Below are 26535 nucleotides of genomic sequence, written 5' to 3'. Positions count from 1 at the left end.
AGACCGGCGTGCCAAGCCGGCTGAGCACCGCGACCGCCCCTGGCGTGAGCGGTGGCGGTGCCGGCGGCGAAGTCATCGACGCGGCCGGTGTGCCGATCGCGACTGTGACCGACATCACCGGTGTCCTGCACGTGGGCTCGACCCTGAGCGGCGTGTACAGTTTTGACGCCAACGGCGGCAACACCACTGACGCCTCGACCCTGGCATGGTCGGGCGGTGGTCACGCTGAAACCACCGGGCAATACGTCCTGGCGGTGAGCGACGTGGGCAGCGTGCTGACCTTCGAAGTGACACCGAAAAACGCCCTGGGTGTGACCGGCGTGCCAAGCCGGCTGAGCACCGCGACCGCCCCTGGCGTGAGCGGTGGCGGTGCCGGCGGCGAAGTCATCGATCCGGTAGCGCCAAGCACTGTGATCGTCAGTGGTGAGGTGGGTGGTTATCCACAAGTGGGCACGCTACTGACCGCTCAGGTCTCCTGCGCGACGACCTGCGCAGCAAGCTTCAACTATCAGTGGAAGATTGAAACGGCGGTGGCCAGTGATACCTACGTCAATGTCGGCACGAACAGCGAAAGCTATATGCCGGTCGGGGGGGATCAGAGACGTCGGGTGCGGGTGGAAGTGAGTATGCCTTAAGGGACTAGGACAGTGGCTCGCCCACTGTCCGAGCCCAATCTGTCGTCGACCGGGGCGGGATCGATTGTGATTTCGTCATGAGGGGTAGGAGGGCATCTTGAGTCGTGACATTTGTTCTTCGGGTCACGCGACATAACAGAGCTATGCTCTTGTGGCCATGGTTAAGCAGCGTTGAGAAGACGAGAGGCAGTGAACGATCCGGTTCGTCGAGCACCTAGTTAGGTTGTTGTGATGAAGAGGGAGGTCTCTGCAACTCGTTTGAATTTTTGGGTAAAAAGAATGAGTGCATGCTTCCTATTCGGTCTGGCTAGTGGAGTGCTGTTATTGATGCAAGCTGTGGTTGTTCAGGCAGCGGATACCAGGGATACCTTATCTCTGTCGGTATCGCCAAAATCTAGACTGGCGGCGGGCCTCTCGGCGACGCCAGCAATGACTGTAACAGCATCCCCTCTCGGGTTGTACTTGAAGCCGGATACGACGCTTCGGGACTGGTCTCAAGCGAATGCTTATTGCGCTAGTCTCGCGAGCGGTGCTCGGTTGCCCACGCAAGCCGAGTTGAAAGACCTGTTTATTGGGGCGACTTCTTCGCCAGTGGCCTACCCAAATTTAGGCTATATCAGCAATACAGATATGTGTTCAGTACATGGATGGCCGCTCTTTGGCCGTTGCGGAGGACGAAATGATAGTTACTGGTCCAGCACCTCTCAAAGTAAAGGTCTGCACTATGCCGTCGGCCTGCGCTATGGGAATACAAGCAGCAACGATGACAGCGGCACCTTTCAGGTGGCGTGTGTGCGTTGATGGCTGGTGCTTTTTGCGTTCTAGCGTTCTAGCGTTCTTGCAGCTTGCGAAAGCGCGAAGTAGCGATTGAGACGTACTCAATTAGCGCAGCACAAACTGGACATATTTTGAAATGTCGTGAGTTTGATGGTGCGGAATGCTGAAGGAGTTCCTAGCAACTATTTGGCTTGTAAACAGCCAATTTTTGGCTACTGGCTACTGGCTACTGGCTACTGGCTACTGGCTACTGGCTACTGCCATGTCGTTTGAGTGTGCCCCGTGAAAGGAGGGGCACGTAATCGCATCAGGCTTAATGAAGGTTAAAATGAAATCATCATATTTTTTTGGCAGGATGCTGTTCGGTTTAGTGCTGACAGTGGGAGCCGTTAGTGCATTCGCGAATATTAGCGATTTGACGACCCCGGTCAAAGGTCGTGCGCCCGAGGTCGACAGCGTGACGATTACCAACTTTTCTCGTCCTGGCCGCATACCAGACGTAGGCGCTGAATTGCGTGGTGCTTATAACTACAGCGACGCCGATGGTGATAGCAACGAGTCGCGTTTGCAGTGGACACGTGATGGAACGGTCATTGTGGGGGCAACGACATCTTCCTACACCGTTCAATCTGCTGATAATGGGGCTTGGGTCGGTTTAGAGGTTACCCCAGCGTCAGCCGCACCTGCCGATCCGGAGGTTGGTATTGTGCAAACTGCGCAAATTGTCGCGGAAAGCCTAGAGCCGGTAGTCTCTGCCGTCTCTATTTCGGGCATCCCTACCGTTCATGAGGTGCTGCGAGCGGAATATACCTATGAGGATGGTAATGGTGATATTGAGGCTGCCAGTACGTTTCAATGGTTTCGGGATACCGCGGTCATCCCCGGTGCAATTGATCGCACTTATCAACTAGAGAATATGGACGAAGGACACGTCGTGGCCGTTGAGGTCACGCCAGTGTCGTTGACGGGCACGGATAAAATCGGCTTGACGGTGCGCTCCCCTGATACCAACGTGATTGCAGCGAGTGCCGGCTTGCCACCGACCGCTAATGGCGGCGCTCTCATTGGTGAGGCTATAGTGGGCGGCACCTTGACTGCTGAATATACTTACAGCGACGGCGATGGCGACCTCGAGGGTGAGACCACCTTCCAGTGGCGTACAAATCGATCAGGAGCCTGGGCGGACATTTCGGGAGAGACAGGCTCCAGTTACGTCGCCACATTGGATGATGAAGGATTTCAGATCCGCGCGGTCATTACGCCCGTAGCGCTGACAGGTCTCCCGGTGAACGGTGCGCCCCATACGACACCTGAAGTGACCATCGCGGCGGCTTCGGGTTCGGCTCCGGTCGCCAGCGGTGTGACACTGACAGGTATCCGAGAGGTGGGCCAAGCCCTGACTGTGGATTACCTCTATTCGGATGTGGACGATGATCTTGAGGCGGGGACCAGAATTACCTGGTGCACACGTGGTGTCTCGAGCTCATGCATTACTAACAATAGTAGGACGTTTGTGCTGACCACCGCGCATGAGGGGCGCGACGTGACGGTTTGGGTGACGCCTGTTGCTGCGACAGGTACACCTACCACCGGCGTGAAAACGGTGGATCTTCACTCGGGTCCGATAGCCCCGAAACTAGGCGTGCCGCCTGTGGCCACTCATGGCAGTCCCGCCGTCGTGGGGACTCGTATGGTCGGCGAGCGCTTGGAGACGAATTACGTCTACTCCGATGCTGATGGTGATAATGAAGGGGCTACCACGTTCCAATGGAAACGTCGCACGGGTCTAGGAGGGTGGTCCAACATTTCGGGCGCAACTGCCCGTACCTACACCCCAGTGGCGGCAGACGAAGGGAAGTCGTTGAACGCAGTTGTCACACCGATTGCTCGAACAGGCTTGCCAACAACGGGTGTGCCAATCAACCAGACGACTGGTGATGGTGGGGTTTTAGGCGAGAACACCATTGCGCCGAGACCAGGCTCGTCTCCTGTGGCTGGCTCGGTGGTTATTGTCGGTAACCGGATGGTCGGCGAAACTCTAACCGTAGATCACACCTTCACAGACATAGACGGTGATGCACAAGGGGCTAGCAAATATAACTGGTGTTGGCGCGGCGTTGGAACGTCCTGCTCTGACCGGGGGAAAAGCATCACCCTGACCCCCGCTGATCAGGGGCGCGAGATGACCGTTCGAGTCACCCCCGTCTCCGCGACAGGTCTTCCTACTAATGGGAGTCAGACAGCGGACGTACATTCGGGGACGATTGCAGCGCGACCAGGCTCTGCTCCCGTGGCCACTACTCGGAGTATTACTGGCACGCAAAGAGTTGGGGAGACCATAACGGCTGACTACACGTATTCAGATGCCGATGGGGACTTGGAGGGCGCAAGTGTCTATTCGTGGTGGCGCAAGGTCGGTGGTGTATGGCAAACGACTCCAATTGCCGGAGCGACCGCTAGGACCTATATACTGAAGGCTGCTGAAGAAGGCGTCATCATGGGCTTCCGCGTAACGCCGAGGGCCCTGACGGGTACGCCAGTGCTGGGCGCGGAGGTCAACTTTAACACCGGTACGACAGTCGTTGCGGCGAGACCTGGCTCGGCTCCCGTGGCCAATATTCGGGGTATCACCGGCACGCAAAGAGTTGGGGAGACCATAACGGCTGACTACACGTATGTTGATGCCGATGGGGACTTGGAAGGCGCAAGTGTCTATTCGTGGTTGCGGAAGTTTGGTAGTGGTGCCTGGACTCCAATTACAGGAGCGACCGCTAGGACCTATAGACTGACGGCTGCTGAGCAAGGCGCCAACATGGGCGTTCACGTAACGCCAAGGGCCCTGACGGGTACGCCACAGCTGGGCGCGCAGGCCACTTTTGGCGCTTCGACAGTCGTTGCGGCGAGACCAGGCGTAGCTCCCGTGGCCAGAGACGTGATACTCGATGGCATCAGGCAGGTCGGTCAAACATTAACGGTCAGGTATAACTATTCGGATGTTGATGGGGATCTAGAAGGGGCAACCCAGGTGAAGTGGTGTTGGCGTGGTGAGGGAGCAAGCTGTGTCACGAATACAAGTCGAACTCGCGTTTTAACCTCGGCCGACGCGGGTAAGGAAATCACTGTGGTCGTAATACCGGTAGCCGCGACGGGAACCCCCACTACTGGAGCCGCCACACTGGACGTTCATTCGGGGCCGATAACTGTTCCTGCAGCGCCCACGCTTACCAATGGTTCGATCTCAGGCATACTTAAGGTTGGCCAGACGCTGACCGCGAACTATACTTATGCTGATGCCAATGGTGACTTGCAGGGCGCCACCGAATTTAACTGGTGCTGGAGTGGTGAGGCTTGCGGTAAGGGGACGGCAAGGACTTACTTACTGCGCACCACCGACATCGGTAAGCGTATAGAGGTTTACATTACCCCCGTATCCGCGACAGGTCCCTTGAACAGGGGGATGCAGTATGGAGCGTTCCAAACAACCGCTGACATCATCCCGTAACATTCCCTGGGGGACTGGTACGAACGAGTTGCGCCCTTGTTAGACTGCTGCGCCGTGATTGCTGGTAACCAGTGGCGTGGTAACCAGCGTCAAGATCCTTTCCGCCGTGCACTTTTTTGTGCACGGCGGTTGTTGTACTGGATGCGCCAGGCGGCTTTGGCCGTTTTCCTTGTTTACCACGTTGTTTATTGGGCCTGTTTACCGCCGCAGGGTGGTGCGCACCGTAGCCCCAAACTCAAATTTTCCTACCAAAAAACCGCGCAAATGTGCGGTTTTTTCGTAACTGCGATTCAGACCTTACAGAGGTAACGCATACGCAATGTAAGGGGCCGGCGAACACACCTTCTCGATCCCAGCCATAATGGCGATAGTGTCCACTTAAAAAATACGTGGACACCACCGCCCTTACCGTCAGGATTGCCATGCGCCAAAGAATCTCTTATCCCAAACCCTTTAAAGCCCAAGTCGTCCAATAGTGCCTGCAACCAGGCGTCTCGATGGCCAGTGTAGCGTTGCGCCACGGCATCAACGCCAACCTGGTTCGAAAGTGGATACTGCTTATCGTGACCATCAGTCACCAGCGTTGCCCGCTTTCGTCCCGATGAAACTAGAGCCCCGACCCCAGCCCGATCAGCAAATGGCTGTCAGCATCGAGATCCCTTTCGGCCAACAAAAACTCACCGTGAAGTGGCCGATCTCCGACTCTGAAGGATGCGCACGCTTTATCCGTGAGCTTGCCCAGTGACTCACATTGACGCCATCTGGATTGCCACCGAGCCGATGGATATGCGCGCCGGTACCGAGGCGGCGTAGGCCGGAGTCATTGCAGTATTCGGTGCGGCGAAGCCGCACAGCGCTTATCTCTTCGCCAATCGCCGGGCCAACCGGATGAAAGTTCTGGTGCACGACGGTGTTGGGATCTGGCTTGCAGCGCGACGACTAAACCAAGGCAGATTTCACTGGCCCGGCATCCGTCGCGGATCAGAAGTTGAACTTGATAACGAGTAGCTTCAAGCCTTGGTACTGGGTTTGCTATGGCAGCGGGTCGGCGCGGGCGGCTCGATTACAGTGCTGTAGCACCTGCTATTAGCCTATCGGTTTATCGCCGCTGTGGGCCTGCTCTGGCACAATCAGCGGCATGACCTCCTCGCCCAACCTCGACCAGATGACACCGGAACAGCTGCGCGCCTTGGCCGAGCAGGCCATGCAGATGCTGTCCCAGGTCGACTCGATGGGCCAGAAATCCAACGCCTCGAAACGGTCAACGAGCAACTCGCTCATGAGATCGTCATCCTCAAGCGGCACAAGTTCGCCTGCGCAGCGAAGAACTGAGTCCTGACCAAGGCCGCTTGCTCGACACTGACATCGCGGCCATCGAAGCCGAGTTGAAGGCAGTCAATCCGGCACTGGCGCCGGCACAGGCCGAGCCACGCCAGAAACCCAAACGTGCGCCGCTGCCACCGCAATTTCCACGCACCGTGATCCATCACGAACCGGAAAACACCCAGTGCGCCTGCGGCTGCCAACTTCAGCGCATCGGCGAAGACGTCAGCGAGAAGCTCGATTACACGCCCGGCGTGTTCGCCGTCGAACAACATGTACGTGGAAAATGGGCCTGCCGCCAGTGCGAAATGCTGATCCGGGTACTGGTCCCAGCCCAGGTAATCGACAAGGGCATCCCGACCGCAGGCCTCCTGGCTCATGTGATGGTGGCAAAGTTCGCTGACCACCTGCCGCTGTACCGGCGAGAAAATCTTTGACCGCGCCGGACTGACGATTGCTCGCTCGACACTGGCGCAGTGGGCAAACCGGCGTGCAGCTTCAGCCTTTGGTCGATGCGCTGCGTGACTCGGTGCTCGCCCAAGGCGTGATCCATGCCGATGAAACCCCGGTTCAAATGCTTGCACCGGGTGAGAAGAAAACCCACCGAGCGTATGTCTGGGCCTACAGCACCACGCCGTTTTCGGCACACAAAGCCGTGGTTTACGACTTCAGCCCGAGCCGGGCGGGCGAGCATGCGCGCAACTTCCTCGGCTCCTGGAATGGCAAGTTGGTGTGCGACGACTTCGCCGGTTACAAAGCAGGCTTCGAGAAAGGCATCACCGAAATTGGCTGCATGGCCCATACCCACCGCAAGTTTTTTGATCTGCACGTGGCAAACAAAAGTCAGTTGGCCGAACAAGCATTGCACTCGATTGGCGGCCTGTACGAAGTTGAGCGTCAGGTGCGGGACATGAGCGATGAGGATCGCTGGCGAATACGCCAGGAAAAAGCAGCACCGAACATCAAAACGCTGCATTGCTGGATGTTAGCCCAGAGAGATCTGGTGCCCAATGGATCAGCGACGGCCAAAGCCCTGGACTACAACCTTAAACGCTGGGTAGCGCTCACGCGCTACCTCGACGATGGGGCTGTGCCCATCGACAACAATCGGTCGAGAACCAGATCCGATCGTGGGCACTTGGGCGTTCGAACTGGTTGTTTGCCGGATCGCTACGCAGCGGAAAACGGGCGGCGGCGATCATGAGCTTGATCCAGTCCGCGCGCATGAACAGGCATGATCCATATGCTTATTTGAAGGGCGTTTTAACTCGCCTGCCGACGCAGCGGGCGAGTGAGATTACGGAGTTGCTGCCGCACAAGTGGGTGTCCGTTTAACTACGCAGGGCGTGTTCACCGGACGCTTACATGCAGTTTCCCTTAACGCGAGGATCACCATGCGCCAATGAAACACCTATTCAAAATCCTTCAAAACCCAAGTTATACAAGAGCGTCAGCAGCCCGGTATCTCCATCGCCGGTGTCGCGCTCAGTCACGGGATCAATGCCAATGTGGTGCGCAGATGGAACTCGGTTGATCGCAACGTGGCCTCACAACACTTACCCTCGTTCATTCCCTTAAAACTGGAGCCGAAAACTCAAGCCAGTCCTGAGGCATCCATCAGCATCGATGTGCCGTCCGGGAAAGGAAAGCTGACGGTGCACTGGCCCAGCCGCGATCCATGCGGTTGCGCCCGATTTGTCCGGGAGCTGACACGATGATCCGCATCGACTCGATCTGGCTCGCCACCGCCCCTTTGGATCACGGAAGGTTCAGGAATCCCCTACAGTTCGCCGTGTACTGTCAAAGTTATTATTAGGCCCTCTTTTCATGGAGAAGGCTTCACGGCCACTTTACGCTGGCCAACGCCTGATCGCGTTGGTCAGTTTTTTTGCTCATTACAATAGGGCCAGCTCTCGAAAGGTGTCGGTACTGCCTGCGAAGCGACCCAACCTATCCGAAACTCCCTTGGAAATTGACTAGACTGAGCTTGGCGCAGGCACGTAATCACTAATCACGTAACCTGCGATATCGAACTGCACTTGGTGCAAGAGCACATACTCATGCTGACTACTCGCGATCCGCGCATTGATTTTTTTCGTGGTTTGGCCTTGATATTTATTTTCTGGGATCATGTCCCACATAATCCACTTGCGCTGCTGACGGTGCGTAATTTTGGCTTCAGTGATGCGACCGAGATTTTTGTATTCCTGGCAGGGTACGCGGCCGTTCTGGCTTATGGAAAAATTGCTCGGCGCGATGGCTACCTTGCCGCAAGCCTGAAAATTCTGCGTCGCGCCTGGGTGTTGTATGTCGTGCATATTTTCCTGGCGACGTTATTGATGGGCTTGGTGTTTTATGCCAATAACCAAGTGGAAACCCGCGACTTGGCCCAGGAGATGGGCTTGCAGTATTTCCTGAGCAATCCGCAACTGGCCCTCATTGACGGGTTGTTGCTGCGCTTCAAGCCGTACCTGATGGATCCACTCCCGCTGTACATTATGCTCTTGGCCATTCTGCCACTCATCTTGCCAGTGCTCTTGCAGCGCCCCCTGTACATGGTGGGGCTGTCGATCCTGTTTTATTTGCTGGCGCGCTGGTTTGAGTGGAATTTACCAAACCATGATGGGGGGATGTGGTACTTCAATCCACTGGCTTGGCAACTGCTGTTTGTGTTGGGAGGTGCGGCCGCGTGCTATCAGCAGAATCCTCGCCCCTCTGAGCGGGGAGGATTGTTGTGCCAGGTCCTGTTTATAGCGGCGACGACTTACCTACTGATAGCAGGCTTAATAACGCTGGCCGGTAATTGGCCCGCAGTGCTTGAGGCTTACATGCCAGTCATTCTGAATGACTGGTTATACCCCATGAGCAAAACTAATTTGTCACCGGCCCGCCTGCTCCATTTTCTTGCTCTGGCCTATGTCGCGGCAGTCATTTTGCCCGCCGATGGGTGGACCAATAATTGGTTGGCGCAGCAGTGCTGTCGAATGGGGCGGTATTCACTGGAGGTGTTTTGTTTCGGTGTTCTTCTGGCGCCCTTGGCCGACATGAGTAACTCGTTAGCCGCCGACGCCTTGTCGATGCAGTTTCTGAGTGCCATTTTGGGGGTGGTACTGATGGCGGCGCTCGCGATGTGGCTGGAGCTGAGCAAGCGCTGGAGTCGGTCGGCGCTGATTAAGACCAAAACGTAACGGTTTAATAGATGCCTCCCGGACGTAATAAACAGAGGTCATGAAAATAACCGCTTTCAGTGGCTCAGCCGTCTACACCTAGCGCCAGATTTCCGACGACGTGATAGCCATCACCGCTCTTCCTTGAGTGGTGATGGTTTTTGATGCGGGGCTATCCCTTCATGCTTGTCAGTTAAAGAACGACACGAACCGTCCAGCAGCTGGCCTAGGCTTCGGTTCGTCTGTCATGGCATGCGCTCCCTGTTTCTGCGCCTACCGGCTTGCCTGCCCGTGAATGGTCGGATCAAGAGCAGATCGAATTTATCAAGGCGCTACGTGAAGTCGCTCGCGAAGAACAGCGTATGTAAATTCAGTATCGCTAAAAGCCCCCCAAATGCGGTTTTTTTATTTGCTTGCGCACGTCGCCCACAACCCGACAGCTGACTCAATCAGCACCGCAATCATCCTGGTGTTGCCGCCTTGCTCGTACTCCATCGAACCGGCGATCAGGGTCTCCAACAATGGCGCCGGAGAGTGACAATCGCACACGTTCAAATACAGACTTTGATTGACTCAAAACTGTTGATCCTATCGCGATCTGGTGTAACCAGATCGGCTTGCTGTTCAGGTTGAATGCCCCATGTCTGTCGTTTGGTGGCGTGCACCTGATTTGTGGTCTATTGATTGAATATTCGGCGTGATACCTAACAGGGAGTGCAGGAGTGAATAGCGTTCCGACTAATCAGCAGTTTGCTGATGTCTTGGGCATCAGCGCGGATGAGGTTCGAAGGTATGTCGTTCACTCTAGGGCGCTGGCGATGCAAGGAGGGTGGGTTCTAACTTTTGCAATCAGAACGCCTGAGCATATTCTGAGCAAACTAGCGCTCACCCAAACGCTGACTTGTACCGTCGTATTGCGGCTGGAAGCTCACCCTTTATGGCGAAGTTAGTCGCGATAGTCAGGATTGAGTCTCGTGGTGTTCAATGCTCAATCCAACCGCTACTGGTCGAACCCAGATCGGCATGCTGTTGAGCATGAAGGTTTCACCGGCGGCGGCCAGCAGTAGGATAGTACCCATTACGTGGGCGATTGCTTCGGCGGCCGCTGGTGGTACCACGTTGCCGATCCGTTCCCGCCAAGCCTGATCACTCAGGCCGTCCAGCTCGAACTGTTCCTTCGGCTCAACCAGACTTTCAAGCGCGGCTAACTCCAGCGTGGTGAAAGGCCGGTGCCAGGTGCCGTCGAGGCTTTCGATAACGCAGGGCAACTGGTCGTTGGCCTCCGGCATGCGTGGATCAGCGAAAGACCACCGGCCGTTGTCCTGATGTTCGCTTGCCGAAACGGCGCCGCATTGCTCATTCCGGCCGACAACACCGTAATGGCCGCCAGTCAGGTAGGCATCGCCCTTCGTACGCTTCATGCCTGGACGCGGATCGGCGATTGATAGGGCGCCGCTGGTCACCTCTTGCGAGTAAGTTACCGTGCCGGCTGTCTTGTCCTGTGGGCAACCCGAAGCTTTCGCGTGCTGGTGCTAGGGTGCCAGTTCGTGTAACGAGGATCGGACACGGTAAACGCGCCTTACCCTGTGGCGCTGCCTGAAATCACCGTGCGAGAGGTTCCGCCCCCAATCGGCAACGTTGTATTTCGCATGACCGATACCTGGGTAACGGGAGGGGCAGCAACACTTAACGTCCCTTGCCCGGGCGACTTCACGCCGATGACCGTACCGCTGGTTTCGTCCCAACGACGAACACCGTATGCTGGTATTGAAGGGTGCCAGCCTTGGCGCGTGGATCCGCTACCGAGAACGCACCGTTGGTTGGTCTGTTGCGACCAGCAAGGGTACCGGCTGTTTCGTTCCAGCCGTGCACACCAAGGAAACCACCACGGTGTTCCGGAACAATCACCAGGTCGCGCAGATAACCGTCCTTGATCGCCAGATCGTTCAGGCTGCGCCAGTCTTTGCCTGCTTGTACCAGGGCGAGGCGAACCCATGTTTTCCATTGCAGCGCCGGTACCCGGTGCATCGGGCTCGCGGATTCGACGTCGCCGGCGAGCGGAATGCGGCCGAGGATTGACCCAACCGACTTGAGCGTCTTCTTTTCCGGCTCGTACAGGAATGGGGGCACCTTTTCGATATGGCGGGCCACCAGTAAGAAGCGGTTGCGGCTCTGGGCCAGGCCGCCGATGACGCCGCAGTCGTGCGTGGTTTCGGCGACGGCGTAGCCGTAGTGACCCAGCACCTTGTTGATCTGGTCCAGCAGATGCCGGCCGCAAGTGGCCAGCCGTATTGCTCCAGCTCGCACCGGTGGCCATCCAATACAAAACAGAACTCTTCAAGGTGTGGTTCAGTTCATGACCTAGGCTGTAACGCTTGTCGCCGTCGCCACTGAACATCTCAGCGCCTTTATCGAAGCGCTCCTCCATCACCGTCCAACCAAAGCCCATGCCAACAGGTCCGAAAATCTCGGTTGCCTTCATGATCATTACCGTGTCGTTTAGGCTGGTAATGTCCTGACCGTTGACGGTGGCAGGTTTCGTAAACCGGTTTTCCGTCGTTTCGACCCTTTTCCCAAACTCGCATATTCGTAGACATAACTATCTCCGCGCCATCTTTCGCGGGGCAGTACCCGCTGGAATTTTGACCGATGGCGGTACCATTCCGCGGGGAGTGCTAAGCCTGGTTACGCCATGGGGCAAGCTTGGCCAGGGCTATGTATGCACGATCAGCCCTGTGAGTACTTATCCATCACTGTCGATGGGGCACCGCAGAATATTGACCGCGCACGCTGTGATGCCTTGCTGTATTTCGCGTTGGACGTCCTTGGTAGCACGCTGCAGGAGCGAGCAGCTATCGCCGGATCAGTGGACCTATATCGGGCCATGGCGCAGGTAACGCCACCTTCAAATACAGCGATAAAAAGGGATCTTGAATCGGGTTGGAACGGCTGAAATCAAGCAAAAAAAAACGCGACCAGAGATTGCCAACACTGGTCGCGGTAAAGCCTGTTGATGAGTTACAACCACGAAAACGGACGCTGGCAAATGGATAAGCCCGATTTTCCCGAAAGGGTTTATCCCATGCATCCCCATGCATCTGCCAGCGTCCTGGAACGAATTAAATGTTAGGTCGCTGCTCTTCTCTGTAGGGAAAGCCTGAAATATTGAATTTTTATGAGTTCCGATGCTCATGATTGAAATTACGTTGACTGAATTTGCTGAAAAAGTGACGCAGAAATTCGCGGCGTCTTACGTTCATTTATCGCCCCGCGCAATCCGCAAAGCCATCAACTCAGACCGAAAAATCATCATCCGCATCACTGATGCGGGGTGATTTTTTGGCCGCTTACGAGATCAAGTATTTCGGATCGGAACCTGCGGTCTTCCGAAACATATCGCCGCCCAGCCTTCCAGCCAATGCTGATATCTCGCGAGAGAATCCTGATGAGTAGGGGGGCGCAATGTCGCCCCCTTAAAAATGGAAGTAGAGATGATCAATGGTGACGGTAATACTCAATGCCGGTACCAGTCAGCAATGTGGAAATGATCCGGCGCCTGGTGCGGGCCGAGTTCAGACGGCAGGAATTTCCGCAGGTGCTGAGTTCATTTTTGAGGAGGATCGAGAGTTGTGCGAGCAGCATCAGGGCAAGGTGCAGAGTTTTCTCGAGTGGCCCGATGGATGCGATGCGTGGGGATTGTTGGTCAAGGCTTTCCGGTCGTATGTGGAGCTACCGGAGGTCTTTAAGGTGCCGAAAGAAGAATAAATGCCAAAAAACACGCCACGCATGCCATGCATTTGCGCGTAAGATTGGTTGTTTTTTCAAGAGGTAGAGCGCTGGTCGCTTGACAACTTCGCCAACACGCGACACATCCCTGTAGCAACCAGCGCTCTGGAGTGAATTAAACGTCAATTTTCATCTTGATTCTGTAGGAAAAACCTTAAAGATTGATTCTTGTCGGTAGAACGCCGGGGGCGTCAAGGGGAATGAAAAAGCCCCGCACTTGGCGGGACTTCGTTGAGCATTACTCAAACCACTTTTTAGAGCGATTGACGTCAGCCTCTCCTGCACTCTCTAGCTTCGCTTTGACTCCAGTGGATACATTTCGGTTTGCGTCGGCTTCGGATTGAACAACATCAGCACTGGCTGCACGTTCACGAAGTTCAGCGTCGATGAATTCATTGGTCCGTGCCACTTTGGCTTTTTTTGCTTCAAGCTCCAACTTCTTCTCTTCCAGCGCTAACGCACGATCTTCATCCTCAAATTTCTCTTCGCGCATACGCTTGCGGGAGGCTTCCGCATTTTTAGCCGCGGCAGCTTCCCCCTCCTTGCGCCTTATGCTCTGATCCGCTGCGATTTTCTGGCGTTGCCTTTCATCTGCCCGTGCTTGAGCTTGAGCTCTTTCGGCTTCAGCAGCTTTGCGCCTTTCAGCGTCCGCTGCGGCGCGTGCTTGCTCATTCTGAGTTTGTATTTGATGAACTTGATCAAACGGATTTGCTATCGCATTGGAGCCAGCAAAGATGAGCAGCATTGGCAATAGAATAATTCGCTTCATGATGCCCCTTAAATCTTTGCAGTTTCTACTGGGCATGTAGCATTGGGCTGAATGCGCGTTTCATTCGTAACAGTTTTTACCATGAGCGAAACCTGGCCGGCTGCGAACTGACATACCATTCCGACCTGAGCAGATGTGAAAATTTTGTCGCCTTCGGAATAGCTAAGCAGGACGCCGGGTACTAACGTTTCCGAGTTGACTAGTGATCCAGCGGTGGCTCCAGCTGCTGCGCCGCCAACTGCACCGATGATCGCAGTGTCTTTGTTTTTTGTATTGCCGAGTGCACCGCCAGCCAGGGCGCCTAGTATTCCCCCGGCGATTTGTGCAGCTTGTTTATTCTGTTCGTTATTTACTTTAATTCTGGTGGGAGTCACCGTAATTATCCTTACGGTCTTGGCTTCCTGCTGGCTATTGACTTGACTGGCATCAAATACATCAGCCTGATACAGATCCCCTGTAGCTTGGCAACCGGACAGTACTGCAACAACAGATATGAGAGCGATAATTCGTTTCAAGTGTTATTCCTTTTTCATGCGCGTGAAAGCCGATCCAATGTCGGCGTGCGAAAGCCTGCAACGACCGTCCATCGTTGTATGTAGGGAATACCTTAATTTGGTCTGGAGGGCTGTGTCGTCGGCAGTAAGCCGTAGGAGAGCTGATACCAGTTGATGCTTTTCTAGGTGTTTTAGAGGATGAATTACGCTGCAGCATATAATATCCCGGTGACAGCCGATAATGCTATAATGAAGCACAACGCCGTTACCTCGATAAACTTTATGTGAATTTGAGCTGATCGCGAGCTATGATGTTTTTCAATATCTGCTGAAAGCGAGCCACGTAATACTTCAAGCTCAAATTTTGTCGCGAATTTTAGGGAGAGGTCATGTTTGTCTAGAATACTGAGCGTAGCTCGGATGCTGACAAATTCTTTCAGGATTTCTTGGGATGTTTTCTCCAGTGTAACTACTCGCGTTTCCATGGTATTCCCGGTTGGCGGTTCTTCGTCGTCAGTAGGGTTTCGTTTTTCTCCAATTTCATTTCGTTGACATTTCGTACTTGAGTCGATAGAACTAGCCTTGCAATCGATCACTGTTTTCTCGTTTTAACAGGGTGACTATTAATTCAGCTTGTCATGATCATCGCACATGGCCTTTCAAGTAACTCGTAGTTGGCACAGCTAATCATTATGGCGCGCCTTGGGAGGCCTAGATCTGACAGTCTCTTTATATTGACCGGTTTGTTCGTTTTTCATCTTGATAGTTGATACGTTACAGTTTTTTTCACGTGCATGAATGCTGACCTAATGTTAGTCCGCGAAAGCCTGCCACGACCGTCCGTCATCGTATGTAGGGAATACCTGAAATTTGACAGGAGGCTTGTATCGTCGGCAGGACGCCGTAGGATGGCTGAAACGAATCCACTAGTAGAGAAAAAATTTTGCGAATTTCTTCAGTGGCTTGACTCCTTTTTTATGTTTTTCATGTTCTTTTTTGCGCATTCGTAAAGGCCTCTGAAAAGCGCCGCAATGAGTGCATGTTGTTGCGGTATCGCTTACGATGCTGTTGCATTCAATACAGGATTGAAAGGCCATTTAAGTTCCTTTTATTTACATGAAATCCGGCCCAATGCAGGCGAACGCATTCCGTTGCACAAGTGAGTCCAGTAGTGTAGGGAAATCCTTGAAGAAAACTTTTTCGGCAGGAGGGAGGATTCCATTACCCGCTACATAGACCGCCACCGAATCCATCTCGACCAAGAGCGGCTCTTTGCGGGTTTCCTTACGCTTACCAGCGTACTTGGCATTAGCGAGAGTCTTCTGCTTATCAGAGGGCTCGTCGGGTGGAATCCGGCCGTTTTGCCAAAAATAGGAGGTCGTCTTCAGAGCTTTTCGAGGATGGGTCGGATTGCGTATTCACCTAAGCGTGCGGATATGTAATTAACCTCTCGATGATTTTCTTGTATGTAATAAGTAACTTCTGAAACCAAATTTGTATCGAGTGCTGGCTGATTGTAGTAAAGCATTCCCGAGGCTGGGCTGAACGCAATATTGAAAAACTGACCGTTCATTAAGCCTTCAGCATTAACCGCCTTCCATCCTCTTGCTTGTGCGTTTACAGGAATTATTTTTGAGAAGTCAGGCGCTGCGATTAAGGCTGCGATGTTCAGTCGCCGGCCTTCAGGGGTTTCGTACGCTACATTATAATCTGCGTCCTGAATTTCCCAAGCTCCGGTGGCTGGATTCATCACTTCTACGAATACGTGCCCCATCAATGTGCTGGAATAATTGGAGTAAAGATAAATTGTGCGAGCGCGGATATCTAGCTTGTGTAGGATTGCCTGCATCGCTGTGGAGCGATTACCACAAAGCAGTTCGGGTCGTTCGGATGTGGGATCACCTATTGCTGTCCGGAATAAGTGATCTAGTACGTAGGTGTTATTGTTTCCATGCTTTTTGTTCCATGTGCCATCGCCATGGTCAGAGTTTTCATGAATGAACTCTCGAGCCGCATCCGCTATTGGAAGGTTGCGGCTAATTGCATAAGACTTAATTAGGTCAGTAGTTTGGTCTGCCCTGCATAGCAGAGGAAGCAATAGGCACTGAAAAAAAACAATAATAGACGATACTTTTGCAATCATACCTTTATTAAAAAGATCAACCGGGCCTTTCGATTTTTCAGGGGGGTTAATCATAGTTAGAGCTTCTTCCATAGTCGATGGTGGGCTGCTTAAGACCTTCCACTCTGAAGTGGCTGGAGAGAATTAAAGACAAAAAATTCCCCGCGACCGCCTGGAGTAGAGGTGCGGGGCAAAGTTCCGCGTTGTGTATCACCGTAGCCAGAGAGTTGGACGAGTCAGTAGAGGGTCACCTGCCAGATGAGTCATCTAGTTGAGCCGCCCTTGGTTCTGGCCGGAGAAATTAAAGACTGATCGGCAATGTTTTTATGTAGGGAAATTCTGAAATTTATTTTGGTTTCGTGGGCGTTAGAGAGGTGGGGTCTGGGCCAGTTTTTGTGCCATTGAGGCAAAGGAGAGGGGTAGCAGGGGGGGGCTAACTCCCCTTGTATTTACACGCTTTGATGATGCCGAGCGCGGAAAATCCGCGCTCTAATTTGAGATAAATGGTCTCGGATTTTTTTGCACCATCCGCAACAGAATTCCTAAACCAGAAGCGAATCGGGCAACGAGCTGGGCAGGCCAACAGCCGGGGGCGCGACTAACTCCCCCCAGGTAATCCAGAATGGGGGAATCTGCGAAACGCACTAGGAGCTGCTCGCCGGCATTTTGAATGGCCATGTCCGAGACGAGGCTTGGTATAGGCGATCAGGTCGATAAAAAGCCGCTCAATTTGAGCGGGATAAAGGGTTTCCCCGATTTACCGCTCATAGCGGGCAATCAGATCGGCCTCGGTCGCAGCTGGGTCAATGTCGACAAAAACGGGTTTAGGCAGTTCACGCATAGGACACCTCCGTCAACTGGGCGACACCATCCGCAATACGCCACTGCACCCGCACCGTGACCTGTGCCCCATCAATAAGCACTTGCACCTGCACGACTGAAAGCCGGGTTTCCCAGCGACGAAGGGCGTCGACGGTTTCTCGCACCAGGTGCGGGGTTACACGGTTGACAGACCAGTCGAGGTACAGATGTAGGTCACTGCCGAAGTCCGGCCGATGAGCATCGACGCCCTTGGGCGTGGTGAGGATGATGCGAATGGATTGGTCGATATCGCGCAGGCCCTCGACAACCTCCCCGGGTGTACCGAGGGCGGGTTGCCAATGGTTGGCGGTGATGGCGGTGTAAGGAGTGGGCGTTGTCATTCACCAATAGTGCGAGAACCAGCTGGCGCGGGCTTTTAATCGAGTTTAAAGACGTGCAACATCGGCTAAAATGACGCTAAGGACAGATATGGACATTTGGGAAGTCAACAAGCTGTTTATATTCATCGCTTTCGTGGTCCCAGGATTCATTAGCCTGAAGACGTACGCATTGCTGCAGCCAACGCAGTACAAAGACACCTCCCAACAATTGGTAGATGCGGTTGCCTACAGCTCTATCAATTACGCGTTGCTGATGGGCCCAATTTACGCTGTCGAACACATCGACCTAAGGTCAACCCATCCAACGTGGTACGTCCTTTTTTACGTTGTAGTGCTGCTGGTAGCCCCAATAGGATGGGCTTGGGCGTTCCTGTGGGCAAGAAAGACACAGTTTCTTCAGCGCTCAATTGCCCACCCAACTGGTAAACCATGGGATTTTGTCTTCAATCAACGAACACCCTATTGGGTGATAGCCACACTGAATGATGGACGTCAGATTGCCGGGCTTTACCAGGCAAAATCATTCGCCTCCAGTAGTCCCGCCCCGGAGCAAATTTATCTCGAGGAGGCCTGGGTGCTGAGTGAAGGTGGCGGATTTGAACGCCCCAGAACCGACACCGCCGGCATTATCATCCTCGCGAAAGAGATCGCAACACTTGAGCTGTTCCACATCAAAGACCAACAGGAAACTGAAAATGACGAAAAGGAATGACGGTTCAGATAAGTTTGGCTACCAGCCAAGCAAGCAAGATAAAACCCCAGTGAAAGATGGCTATTCCCCCAGCCCTACCAGTGAGCGGGCACCAGCTCCTCCACCTAAAAACCCATAAGCTAACGAGATTTTGTTTATTTTAGAGTGAAAGAGAGCATGACGGATCGGAAGAGCGAAACAAACAAGCCAGCTCGACCTGGCATTGGCCAAGAGGGTTTACAAACCAACGGCTACATCCCCGAACGACCTAAAGTGCAACAGGTAACCAGACCGAGTGCGCCACCGCCAAAAAATCCATAGTCGAGGTCCCAATCGGGGCCTTTTTAATGGCTGTGATGATTCGAGTTTCCACCCACATCCATGACAACCCCTGTTACGTTGACATTACCATTCACCTGCAGGTTGCCATTCAGGGTGACCTGCGGGATGTCCAAAGTCGCTGAAGGCGCCCCCACGCAATCCAACGTCATCACCCCGGCCGCATGGTTGTAGGTGGAGACCGTCCCGTCACTGAAACGCACATAGTCCGTGTCCAGGTCGACGACTGGCGGCGGCTCGGCAGTCGAATAGACTCCGCCCAGGTAAACGCCACCCACACCGTCAGAATCCAACAGCACCGCGACCTGTTCATTCAACTCGGGCATCAACGGTCGGCGCTGCGTGCCCTAGGTGTTGCGCTGCGGCACGTTGAGCCAGTAGCTCTCAACACCGTCACAGTCATCCAAACGCACGCAGATACGGCAGGTCATGTATCTACAAGGTGATCAAAAGAATGCGGCTGGCGGTAGTCGCTCGCGACCAAGGTGACCTGTTCGCGTCGTATGACGAGGAGTAGCTACCAACAGAAAAGGGCAACCTCCCTACACCTACCACCCCGGTCGCCAGGCGCTGACCGGGGCTCAATCTAATTGCAGCTGCCGCAACTCAATTACAATCCCCATACCACCCTGTACCATCGAATCCCGGATTGTCTCGGGTTTACCTCACACCTACTCCTGTATTTATCTCAGTCCTAAACACTTTGACCCTCTACAAATCACGATTTGTACTGCATCGTCATGCTTGCTCATCCTGCCCAATCGGACCTTCTCACCAGATCTGTGCTGGCTACACACCAACCCGAGGTAGACGGTGAGCAAGCGGGCGTTGGCGAAGCGTTCAGGCTCGGTCTGCTTGGCCAGCAGCACCGTGGCGATGATTGGGCCAACACCGCGCCCCCTCATTAGCCGCTTCGCCGTCTCGTCCTCCTGCGCGGCCCTTTCCAGTCGATTGGTCAGCACGTGATGCGTTCGGCCAGTTGGCGCCATTCGCCCAGCAGTTCGGCGACCGGTTCGCCCAACACATCGGGCAACGGCTGGGTGGCATCTTCCAGTAATCTCTTGAAAGTGATGAGGGCTGAGAGTGAGCGACGAACCTTCTACTGGCAAGGGCTAGGTCAAACCAGACGAGACAGAAAACCTTAACCATGGTCAGGCGCCCAGCCTTCGCGTTTGAAGCGCGGAAGGGGGCGCGAGCCATCCTCCATTTGAAATGGCAGATGGTTCATTGATCGGGCGGGGTTTCGCGATTTCAAATGCCAAAACCCCAGACCGCGAATTTCTCCTGTTTCAAACTGAGGTATTTCAGATGATTCAGATCGGGCGCAGTGATTGTCTCCAGATCCTGTTCCGGCATGGTGTCATGCCTGGTTCTGTTCGATCAGGGATAGCCGTTCCCTGGTCAAGTGCTAATCTTCCGCCCGGCCTGAAGCGAAGGCGATGCCGCGACCGACGCCATTAATTGATCGAGAGAGAAACATGCGAGAGAGCTTACGGCGAAAGGTAATCGAGGTATGCGAGAGGAAAATAGAGCATAAGGGGCCATCGGTTGGCCTTTCGTTTTATGCCTTCTTTGCAAATAGGAATGATGATCCAGAGCTATTAATGGAAGCCGCCCGATGGTGGATTATGGAACACAAACTCGACCATTTTGAAAAGGCAGTAAAAATAAAGCAGATGGTAGAGCGGATTGATTGAATATGGTGGCGCAGGCAGCCCGCGCCGCCCGCGATCAGGAGCGGCTACGACATGCGGGTTTCCCCCGTATGTACCAAGCGCCATCGTCTGGCACTCGACATGACCCGGGCGAATTGCTGGCGCTGAATCAAGTCAATCCCGAACTATGCTGACAAGTCATCGATGCAAACTTCTGGTTGCAATCGGCGAGGGTGGGATGAAAGGACGCGACATAATCCCGATAGCACTTGGCTTTCTGGTGACGGCGCTGGTCGGCGGCGGCGCCTATCTGGCTGTGATTCTGATATGAGGTTTTGGTGGTGGAAACCGGAGCGTTCAGGATTCCGGTAGTGGGGAGCGCCCTGCCGTCAGCTTGGGGGCCTCAGTATAGTCGGGGGGCTGAGGGTTTCTGACGACAGGGCACCAACGGCAGGACATGCCTGCAAGCTGGCCGGGGCTCCCTACAGATCATGGTAGAGCATGCCGTGGGAGGTGCCACTTTCCTGCGTACCATCTTACGTACTTTAGTTTTGCGTACCGGTCTTGGCCTTGAGCAATGGGCGTTTCCGCGCACCTAGTCATGCGCGGAAGTTTGCGTGGAACCTGCGCGGATTGGTCGGCGGGGTGAACCTGACCAGCCAAAAACTACGCACGGAGCCTTGCGTAGAAAGCTGCGTAGTTTCTTGCGTAGTTTTTCGACTGGCCCGAGCTTGCGTGCAACGGAGGGAGCCAACGGCCAAAACTGCGCAGACCATTTTGCGCAGGTTCTTGCGCAGCTCAATGCGCAGCTGTCCCAAATTACGTACGCCGCCGTGCATAACATCGTGCGTAATCCCCTGCGTAATTTCACGACCACCGCCACGTTTCTGCGATGACTGCGAAACGCCGAGGCACCAGGAATCAACTCTAACGCCTCTGGCCCTTGTATTGCCTGAGCTTGGTGGCAAGCAAAAACAAAATGGGTACTCAACAGGGTACTCAATGTTTTTTGCTTGGCCTCTCAGGGGGGGACCATAGGCCGCCAACCAGCCCGAAATAGGCGCGCCATTAACCCGAATAGACCCGCATTGACCCGGTTTAACTTGTTAGTTTTCTGGCGGCAGTGTTCGGCTAGTCTCTCTTTGCACCGCGATTTCGACTCAAACTAGATCCGGGATGTCAGCCGCTGGCCGGGGCGCTCGGTGGGGCCTCCCAGTCCGACCGAAGTCGGGAAACCCACATGGCCATCCCCAGCAAGCTGCGTCGTACGGCAGGGAGAATGTCACCGTGTCACGTCCGCCAGGTGGGCAGCATAGGTGGTGGACGGTGATTCTGAAAAGCTGGGGCTGCGCCTGCTAGCCCCGTGGACAATGCGTGACTGGCTCCCGCCTCAGTCAATTTACCCCCATGGTTGCCCATGGAGTTTAGAACCCTTGGGTCGCAGGCAGCCCCTCAGCAATGGGCATCCTAACGGCAGTCACACAGGCCGTCACTACCACTAAGCGTTTTAGTTAGTGCTTGCGGGATATCGTAACTTCACATCTGCCGCCAGCTCTGACAGCTCGGGGAATATATAGCTGCGGCTCATTCCGAGGAGCGAAAGCTCTTGAAGGATTTTTGCCTTTGCCTCGGCATCTATTTGGATGCGGTGCGGATTGATGAAGCTCTCTAGCTTCCAGTGATCGGTTTGCCCAGGAGGGAAAATGATAAATGCGCCTTGTTGTCGTCTGATTCGCTCGTTGTTGATGGGAGGGAAGACAAAGTGAAAGAACGTGAATTGCTGCATGAATTTGCCAAGCTCACTTCGTTCGGCGAGTTTTTTTATGCGGATTACCTCGCATAACCGTTCGATAATTGATGCTGTGCGCTGGGTAAGTTGGTTGCTGAATATTTGCAACAGCAGGTGAGTGCTTAGTACGGTTGAGTGCTCGGGCGTTGGGTTTTTTGGAGATTCTTTGAACACTGTTATCCACTCGTCCACAAAGCTGGGAACAAGCTCTGCTTCGACCTTGCTTAGCAGGGATGTTTGAATGAGCAGGTCTTCTTGATGTTGCGCTATTTCCAGTATTTTGAGACAGCTTTGCAGACAGGTTTGATAGGCGGAGTTGAATTCAGCGTGTTCTGAATTTAATGATTTTGCGCTTTCGAAAAATTCCAACAGCGAAGCGATGCCTGCCGTCGCGACATTTACAACAGAACAGGCGCTTTCTATCCCTACAAGTGCTGCTTCGGGAATATCTGATGGAAACCAAACTTCCATGGTTTTTCGCGGAAATAGCAGAACCTCGCCGGTAGCTTTACTGCGGCTTTCACACGCGAAAAATAAGGCTATCAGCGGGCTATGGGTGAGATCGAGCAATCGGCTTGGCAGGCCGTGGTGCTGCATGCGTATCACCCTTTCAAACACTGACCTATCGTTGACGAAGGCTGCCGGATCGCGGCGTAGCATATCTTCGTACAACTGATGCTCTACAGCGCGAAAGCTTGCCCCTGTTGGGTCCGTCCTGTACACGGTCGGGGATAATGTGTAGCAGGCATCGGAGTGCCCTCGGTAGAGCAGTGTGTCGTTGCCCTGTTTTTTTGCTTGCTGGTCTATTTCGCCTACCCAAGTCATGTATTCGACAAGCGATGATATTGTTCTGGTTGCTGTCATGAGTTGCTCTCTGGTTTGTCGTTTCGGACGTTGTGCAGTCTGGGGAGACTTGCTGATTCAGCCAAACCGCAACGGCGCGTCTCCAATCAGCTAACCCCGTCATATACCAAGCTCAACGTGGTGCTTTGTTCGCAATGCGTGGGATTGTGTAACCGGTGCGCAATGCAGATCGTGGAGCCAGGCCACAGGGGGCGCTAGCGACTTGGCGGCATACCGTCGACCGGCCCAGGCCACGGCCGGCCAATGACCAGCGGATTTCGGCAGGGCGTAGCACCCGGTCAGCCCTCGGCACTGGCACCACACGCACGAGGTCGGCGCAATGGCTCGCCCTGGCGGTGCACTCTACTTGGCTGCGCTCAGCGATAGGACTACACGTCATCTGCACCACGCGGCCGCTCACCAGCTCCAAAAGTCATAACCAGCGCGGCAACTCCGGCGCGGTAGGTGTGGCGTTCTGCTGAAATAGACTATCCGGCAGGCTCATAACTGCCATCCCTACCGCGACCTTTAGCGGTGCAACTGTTCAGTGCGATCGTCGGTGTGGTGTGCATGGAGGCTCTGGCCACGTGGTTTGAATTGCACAAGCGCTGGAGTCGGCCAGTACTGGTAGCGGCTAAAGCATCGTGCGCCATCAGTCGCGCTTTCATTTGCGATGGCAGTTTCGTGTCGAAGAATCCGTTCATCTTTCCCTGCTGTGTGATCCCTGTTTTTGCTCGTTATTACACTTTCCGTCCTTTGTGCAATTGCACTGTTTTGGTGTGCCTGCATCCGTCCGCATAAAGGCACGCGAATAAGAGGGTTTTCCTTACGTTCGAATAAGGTTTTGATCGTTCTTTCCTCGGGTGCAAGTCTGGAGAATCAATCGGACCAACTACTAGGGATGTAGGCGTGCTGCCTTGTCGACCCGTCAGGGTCGGATAAGGACTAAAAAGGCAGCGACCGAATTCAATAAAATGGCGCCTATGAATAGGCTCTGTCGATGTAGCTAGAGGAAAGTAAATGAACAGCTTCAACTTCAAAAAATCACGTCTAGGCGCTCAAGTTTTTGCTCTTACACTTGGTTTTGTTGTCAGTGCCTCAACCTTCGCAGCCGTGACTTCTGCTCCAACCTCGACTGTTATGGGTCGTGCACCGGTCATGCTTGCCCCAACGGTCACCTATGTGGACGTGAACGGCAACGGCGTCGTGGATGCCGGCGATACCTTGACCGCCGTGGATGGCACGATCACCGACGCGGATCTGGACACCCCAATCGCTTCTACCTACCGCTGGAGCAATGGCACGACCGATCTGTCTACTAACGGGGCTTACACCATCGACACGGCCGACCATGGCGAGACCATTACCCTGTTTGCCGTGGCGCATACTGACCCTGCCATCACTGAGCCGGCGGATAGTGTTGAAGTGGCCGTCGCTGTTCCGACTGATGTAGCACCAGATAATACCTTGGTCTCGGTGGCTATCTCCGGCTACGTGGGCGGTAACCCGCAAGTTGATACCCTGCTGACTGCAACTCCAACTTGTGTGGCCACGTGTGGCACTGTGACCTATCAGTGGCAGATTGAAGATGCGCCAGGTAGTGGTACCTACACCGACATCGCCGGTGCAACTAGCGCTACCTACATGCCGGTCAAAGATGATCAGAAACGCATGATCCAGGTCGTGGCCAACTAACGTTACCGCTTCTTGAGTGTTTTAACCGGCGGTTGTCCCTAGGGTAACCGCCGTTTTTTATAGGGAACAACCCCGTTCTGGATTCGCACTGGACAGGCAAGGGCTTGGAGTGAGGTTGTGATCAGATGGGCCGCGAGGGGGTGGTGGTAAATTCCTACGTAAAATGAGGCTCCAACTGGCATAGCGTGCTCAACATTTCGACAGATAATCATTCTGCTTCCGGCTTTAGCCACCTACACATGTAGTTCCATGATATCCATGACGGTTTTTTTAATATTTAGGTGCGGCTCTGGCAGGTCTAGGACTATTGAGTTGTATGCATTTCGTACACTTTCTCTGTGGAAGTTAGCCGGGGTTGAAGTGTGTGCAGACAAACACGACAGGTGAGAGGAAAAAAGTGATGCGTATGAGAAGTTGGAGCGGCCTGTTGGCTATGGCGATGATAAGTGCGTCCATGAACAGTTGGGCCGCCGGGGAGTTACATTTGAATTTTCATATGGCGGCCTCGGGCGAGAATCAAAGCTTTATCGGCGGCACGCTAATCAATGAAGGTGATGCGCCAGTGGCACACAGTTATGTGGTGGTGACTTTGCTAGATGCGCAATGTCATCCGCTGAAAAGCATGTTGCAAAGCTTTGAGTCGATCCCCGCAGGACAAACATACAGTTTTCGCGTCCCTGTGACAGAAGATTTTCATCGCTACCGGTTGGCAACTGTTAAAGCTTTTGACACGGAAGGCTTTGAGGTGAAAGCCGTGGATGACAATGCGGCGATTCTCCAGGCGCGTGAGGCGGAAGAGCGTAGCTACTGCGCGCAGGCGGGTAATGTTGCAGGGAGCCAATAAAATGCTGTCTTGAAGATGGAGGGAGATGTGATGCGTAAATGGGAGCAGGGCTCTACATGTAAGTCGTCTTTAAATTTGCAGGCGGATTGCGAAGCTGAGGCGCTAAGTTATCACGTTCTGATTACGGACAATGATCTATCCGAGTACGAACTACTATCGACCGCCTTGAGAGCCCGCGGGTGCTTCGTCGCGTCAGTCAACGATGGTATTCAGACGATGAGATACATCAAGTATTGTCAGCCAGATTTACTTATCATTGATTTAGACTTTGATTTGATTAGGGGGGTGAGGTTATTACGCGAATTGAAGCGGGATTTTTCTGATTTGTCGGTCTTGGTGTTTACGCGGCTGGATGCCGATGTCTATGCTTCCCGCTGCATGCGTCTCGGGGCCAAAGGCTTTCTAAAAAAGGGTGTGTGTATCACCTTAATTTCCCACGCGATAGAGCAAATTATGCAAGGGCATAGGTTATTCCCAATGACGTTAGATGCCCACCAAAAAAAACGATCTATTTGACCATGAATCAATCATGTTGCGCTGTTTGGTCCGCGGTAGCGGCAAGTGCGCGTTTGCCGCAGCACTGATAGTCAGTCCAAGTAAGGCGAGCCAAAGGAAAAAGGCTTATAGGTCAGGCTTGAGATATCTACCGATAAGGAATTGATCCAGTACGCTCAAAAGCTGAATATTTACTGAGTGTTCTTTATGCGACGAAAACAGTGGGAAAGCTCATTTAAAGCTGTGCGCCCGGTGATGTCTCAAATTGGTGAGCGTTATTAAGTCGTTTGTTTGGTGGAGGTGCAGTCCGCAGATGATCCCTGCATAAACATCGATTGTTTTTGTGACCTACTCCGTACACTAACCTGTGGCATGCCAGTTTTTGGACTGTGCCGTAGCTGTAGAGG

General features: G+C 53.8%; 20 protein-coding genes and 4 pseudogenes. 14 read left to right on the top strand and 10 right to left on the bottom strand.

The window, feature by feature from the left end; genetic code table 11:
• The 7 genes and pseudogenes from AC3WJW_RS18755 to AC3WJW_RS18725 form a co-directional block, all read left to right on the top strand.
• Positions 1-635: ZirU family protein (locus tag AC3WJW_RS18755; protein WP_493726949.1), on the top strand; the 635-nt coding region annotated here is incomplete at its 5' end.
• A 231-nt stretch (positions 636-866) separates the two neighbouring features.
• On the top strand, positions 867-1436 hold the full coding sequence (locus AC3WJW_RS18750; RefSeq protein ID WP_493726948.1) for an adhesion domain-containing protein: 570 nt from the start codon (positions 867-869) through the stop codon (positions 1434-1436).
• Between the two features lie 304 nt (positions 1437-1740).
• A complete protein-coding gene (locus AC3WJW_RS18745; RefSeq protein WP_493726947.1) occupies positions 1741-4914 on the top strand; it encodes a hypothetical protein in 3174 nt (1057 codons plus the stop codon).
• An 822-nt stretch (positions 4915-5736) separates the two neighbouring features.
• On the top strand, positions 5737-5922 hold the full coding sequence (tnpB, locus tag AC3WJW_RS18740) for an IS66 family insertion sequence element accessory protein TnpB (RefSeq protein ID WP_493726958.1): 186 nt from the start codon (positions 5737-5739) through the stop codon (positions 5920-5922).
• 130 nt (positions 5923-6052) lie between these two features.
• A pseudogene (gene tnpC, locus AC3WJW_RS18735) lies at positions 6053-7572 on the top strand (IS66 family transposase).
• 86 nt (positions 7573-7658) lie between these two features.
• Positions 7659-7955 (top strand): annotated as a pseudogene (locus tag AC3WJW_RS18730) (transposase); the annotation flags it as partial.
• A 342-nt stretch (positions 7956-8297) separates the two neighbouring features.
• Positions 8298-9425 (top strand): OpgC family protein, encoded by a 1128-nt coding sequence (locus AC3WJW_RS18725; protein ID WP_493726946.1) that lies wholly within the window; start codon positions 8298-8300, stop codon positions 9423-9425.
• 938 nt (positions 9426-10363) lie between these two features.
• Here AC3WJW_RS18725 and AC3WJW_RS18720 read toward each other — a convergent pair.
• Positions 10364-11693 (bottom strand): annotated as a pseudogene (locus tag AC3WJW_RS18720) (DNA cytosine methyltransferase); the annotation flags it as partial.
• A pseudogene (locus tag AC3WJW_RS18715) lies at positions 11690-12001 on the bottom strand (hypothetical protein); the annotation flags it as partial. The pseudogenes AC3WJW_RS18715 and AC3WJW_RS18720, both read right to left, overlap by 4 nt.
• A 588-nt stretch (positions 12002-12589) precedes the next feature.
• Between AC3WJW_RS18715 and AC3WJW_RS18710 the strand changes: the two are divergent.
• Both AC3WJW_RS18710 and AC3WJW_RS18705 read left to right on the top strand, forming a co-directional pair.
• The gene (locus AC3WJW_RS18710; protein ID WP_493726945.1) at positions 12590-12739 is read left to right on the top strand and encodes a Cro/CI family transcriptional regulator; all 150 of its coding nucleotides are present in this window, start codon (positions 12590-12592) and stop codon (positions 12737-12739) included.
• Between the two features lie 163 nt (positions 12740-12902).
• Positions 12903-13169, top strand: coding sequence for a hypothetical protein (locus tag AC3WJW_RS18705; RefSeq protein WP_493726944.1), 267 nt, complete (start codon positions 12903-12905; stop codon positions 13167-13169).
• Between the two features lie 259 nt (positions 13170-13428).
• Here AC3WJW_RS18705 and AC3WJW_RS18700 read toward each other — a convergent pair whose 3' ends face one another.
• The 5 genes from AC3WJW_RS18700 to AC3WJW_RS18680 form a co-directional block, all read right to left on the bottom strand.
• A complete protein-coding gene (locus AC3WJW_RS18700; RefSeq protein ID WP_493726943.1) occupies positions 13429-13959 on the bottom strand; it encodes a DUF5384 family protein in 531 nt (176 codons plus the stop codon).
• Positions 13960-13967: 8 nt separating this feature from the next.
• A complete protein-coding gene (locus AC3WJW_RS18695) occupies positions 13968-14474 on the bottom strand; it encodes a lipoprotein (RefSeq protein ID WP_493726942.1) in 507 nt (168 codons plus the stop codon).
• Between the two features lie 182 nt (positions 14475-14656).
• On the bottom strand, positions 14657-14938 hold the full coding sequence (locus AC3WJW_RS18690; protein WP_493726941.1) for a hypothetical protein: 282 nt from the start codon (positions 14936-14938) through the stop codon (positions 14657-14659).
• 899 nt (positions 14939-15837) lie between these two features.
• Positions 15838-16650 carry a hypothetical protein gene (locus AC3WJW_RS18685; RefSeq protein WP_493726940.1) on the bottom strand — a complete coding sequence of 271 codons (813 nt, stop codon included), beginning with the start codon at positions 16648-16650 and terminating at the stop codon, positions 15838-15840.
• A 758-nt stretch (positions 16651-17408) separates the two neighbouring features.
• Positions 17409-17777 (bottom strand): GPW/gp25 family protein, encoded by a 369-nt coding sequence (locus tag AC3WJW_RS18680; RefSeq protein WP_493726939.1) that lies wholly within the window; start codon positions 17775-17777, stop codon positions 17409-17411.
• An 88-nt stretch (positions 17778-17865) separates the two neighbouring features.
• Here AC3WJW_RS18680 and AC3WJW_RS18675 point away from each other — a divergent pair, with 88 nt between their 5' ends.
• The gene (locus tag AC3WJW_RS18675; protein WP_493726938.1) at positions 17866-18489 is read left to right on the top strand and encodes a DUF6338 family protein; all 624 of its coding nucleotides are present in this window, start codon (positions 17866-17868) and stop codon (positions 18487-18489) included.
• Between the two features lie 323 nt (positions 18490-18812).
• Here AC3WJW_RS18675 and AC3WJW_RS18670 read toward each other — a convergent pair whose 3' ends face one another.
• Complete coding sequence (locus AC3WJW_RS18670) at positions 18813-19133, bottom strand: hypothetical protein (RefSeq protein ID WP_493726937.1); 321 nt, start codon at positions 19131-19133, stop codon at positions 18813-18815.
• Between the two features lie 357 nt (positions 19134-19490).
• Positions 19491-19712: a transposase gene (locus AC3WJW_RS18665; RefSeq protein ID WP_493726957.1), complete on the bottom strand. Its 222-nt coding sequence runs from the start codon at positions 19710-19712 to the stop codon at positions 19491-19493.
• 534 nt (positions 19713-20246) lie between these two features.
• Between AC3WJW_RS18665 and AC3WJW_RS18660 the strand changes: the two genes are divergently transcribed.
• The gene (locus AC3WJW_RS18660; protein ID WP_493726936.1) at positions 20247-20504 is read left to right on the top strand and encodes a DUF6500 family protein; all 258 of its coding nucleotides are present in this window, start codon (positions 20247-20249) and stop codon (positions 20502-20504) included.
• A 1465-nt stretch (positions 20505-21969) separates the two neighbouring features.
• On the opposite strand, the gene AC3WJW_RS18655 is transcribed toward AC3WJW_RS18660, so the two are convergent.
• The gene (locus AC3WJW_RS18655) at positions 21970-23115 is read right to left on the bottom strand and encodes an FRG domain-containing protein (protein ID WP_493726935.1); all 1146 of its coding nucleotides are present in this window, start codon (positions 23113-23115) and stop codon (positions 21970-21972) included.
• Between the two features lie 999 nt (positions 23116-24114).
• Between AC3WJW_RS18655 and AC3WJW_RS18650 the strand changes: the two genes are divergently transcribed.
• From AC3WJW_RS18650 to AC3WJW_RS18640, 3 genes are all read left to right on the top strand, one after another.
• Positions 24115-24789, top strand: coding sequence for a ZirU family protein (locus tag AC3WJW_RS18650; protein ID WP_493726934.1), 675 nt, complete (start codon positions 24115-24117; stop codon positions 24787-24789).
• Between the two features lie 400 nt (positions 24790-25189).
• Positions 25190-25633 (top strand): FxLYD domain-containing protein, encoded by a 444-nt coding sequence (locus AC3WJW_RS18645; RefSeq protein ID WP_493726933.1) that lies wholly within the window; start codon positions 25190-25192, stop codon positions 25631-25633.
• A gap of 30 nt (positions 25634-25663) precedes the next feature.
• Positions 25664-26149, top strand: coding sequence for a response regulator (locus AC3WJW_RS18640; RefSeq protein WP_493726932.1), 486 nt, complete (start codon positions 25664-25666; stop codon positions 26147-26149).
• The last annotated feature ends 386 nt before the right edge of the window (positions 26150-26535 follow it).

This window comes from Pseudomonas sp. GW821-FHT07G06, from assembly GCF_058986625.1.
This window is presented reverse-complemented; position numbering and strand designations above follow the sequence as displayed.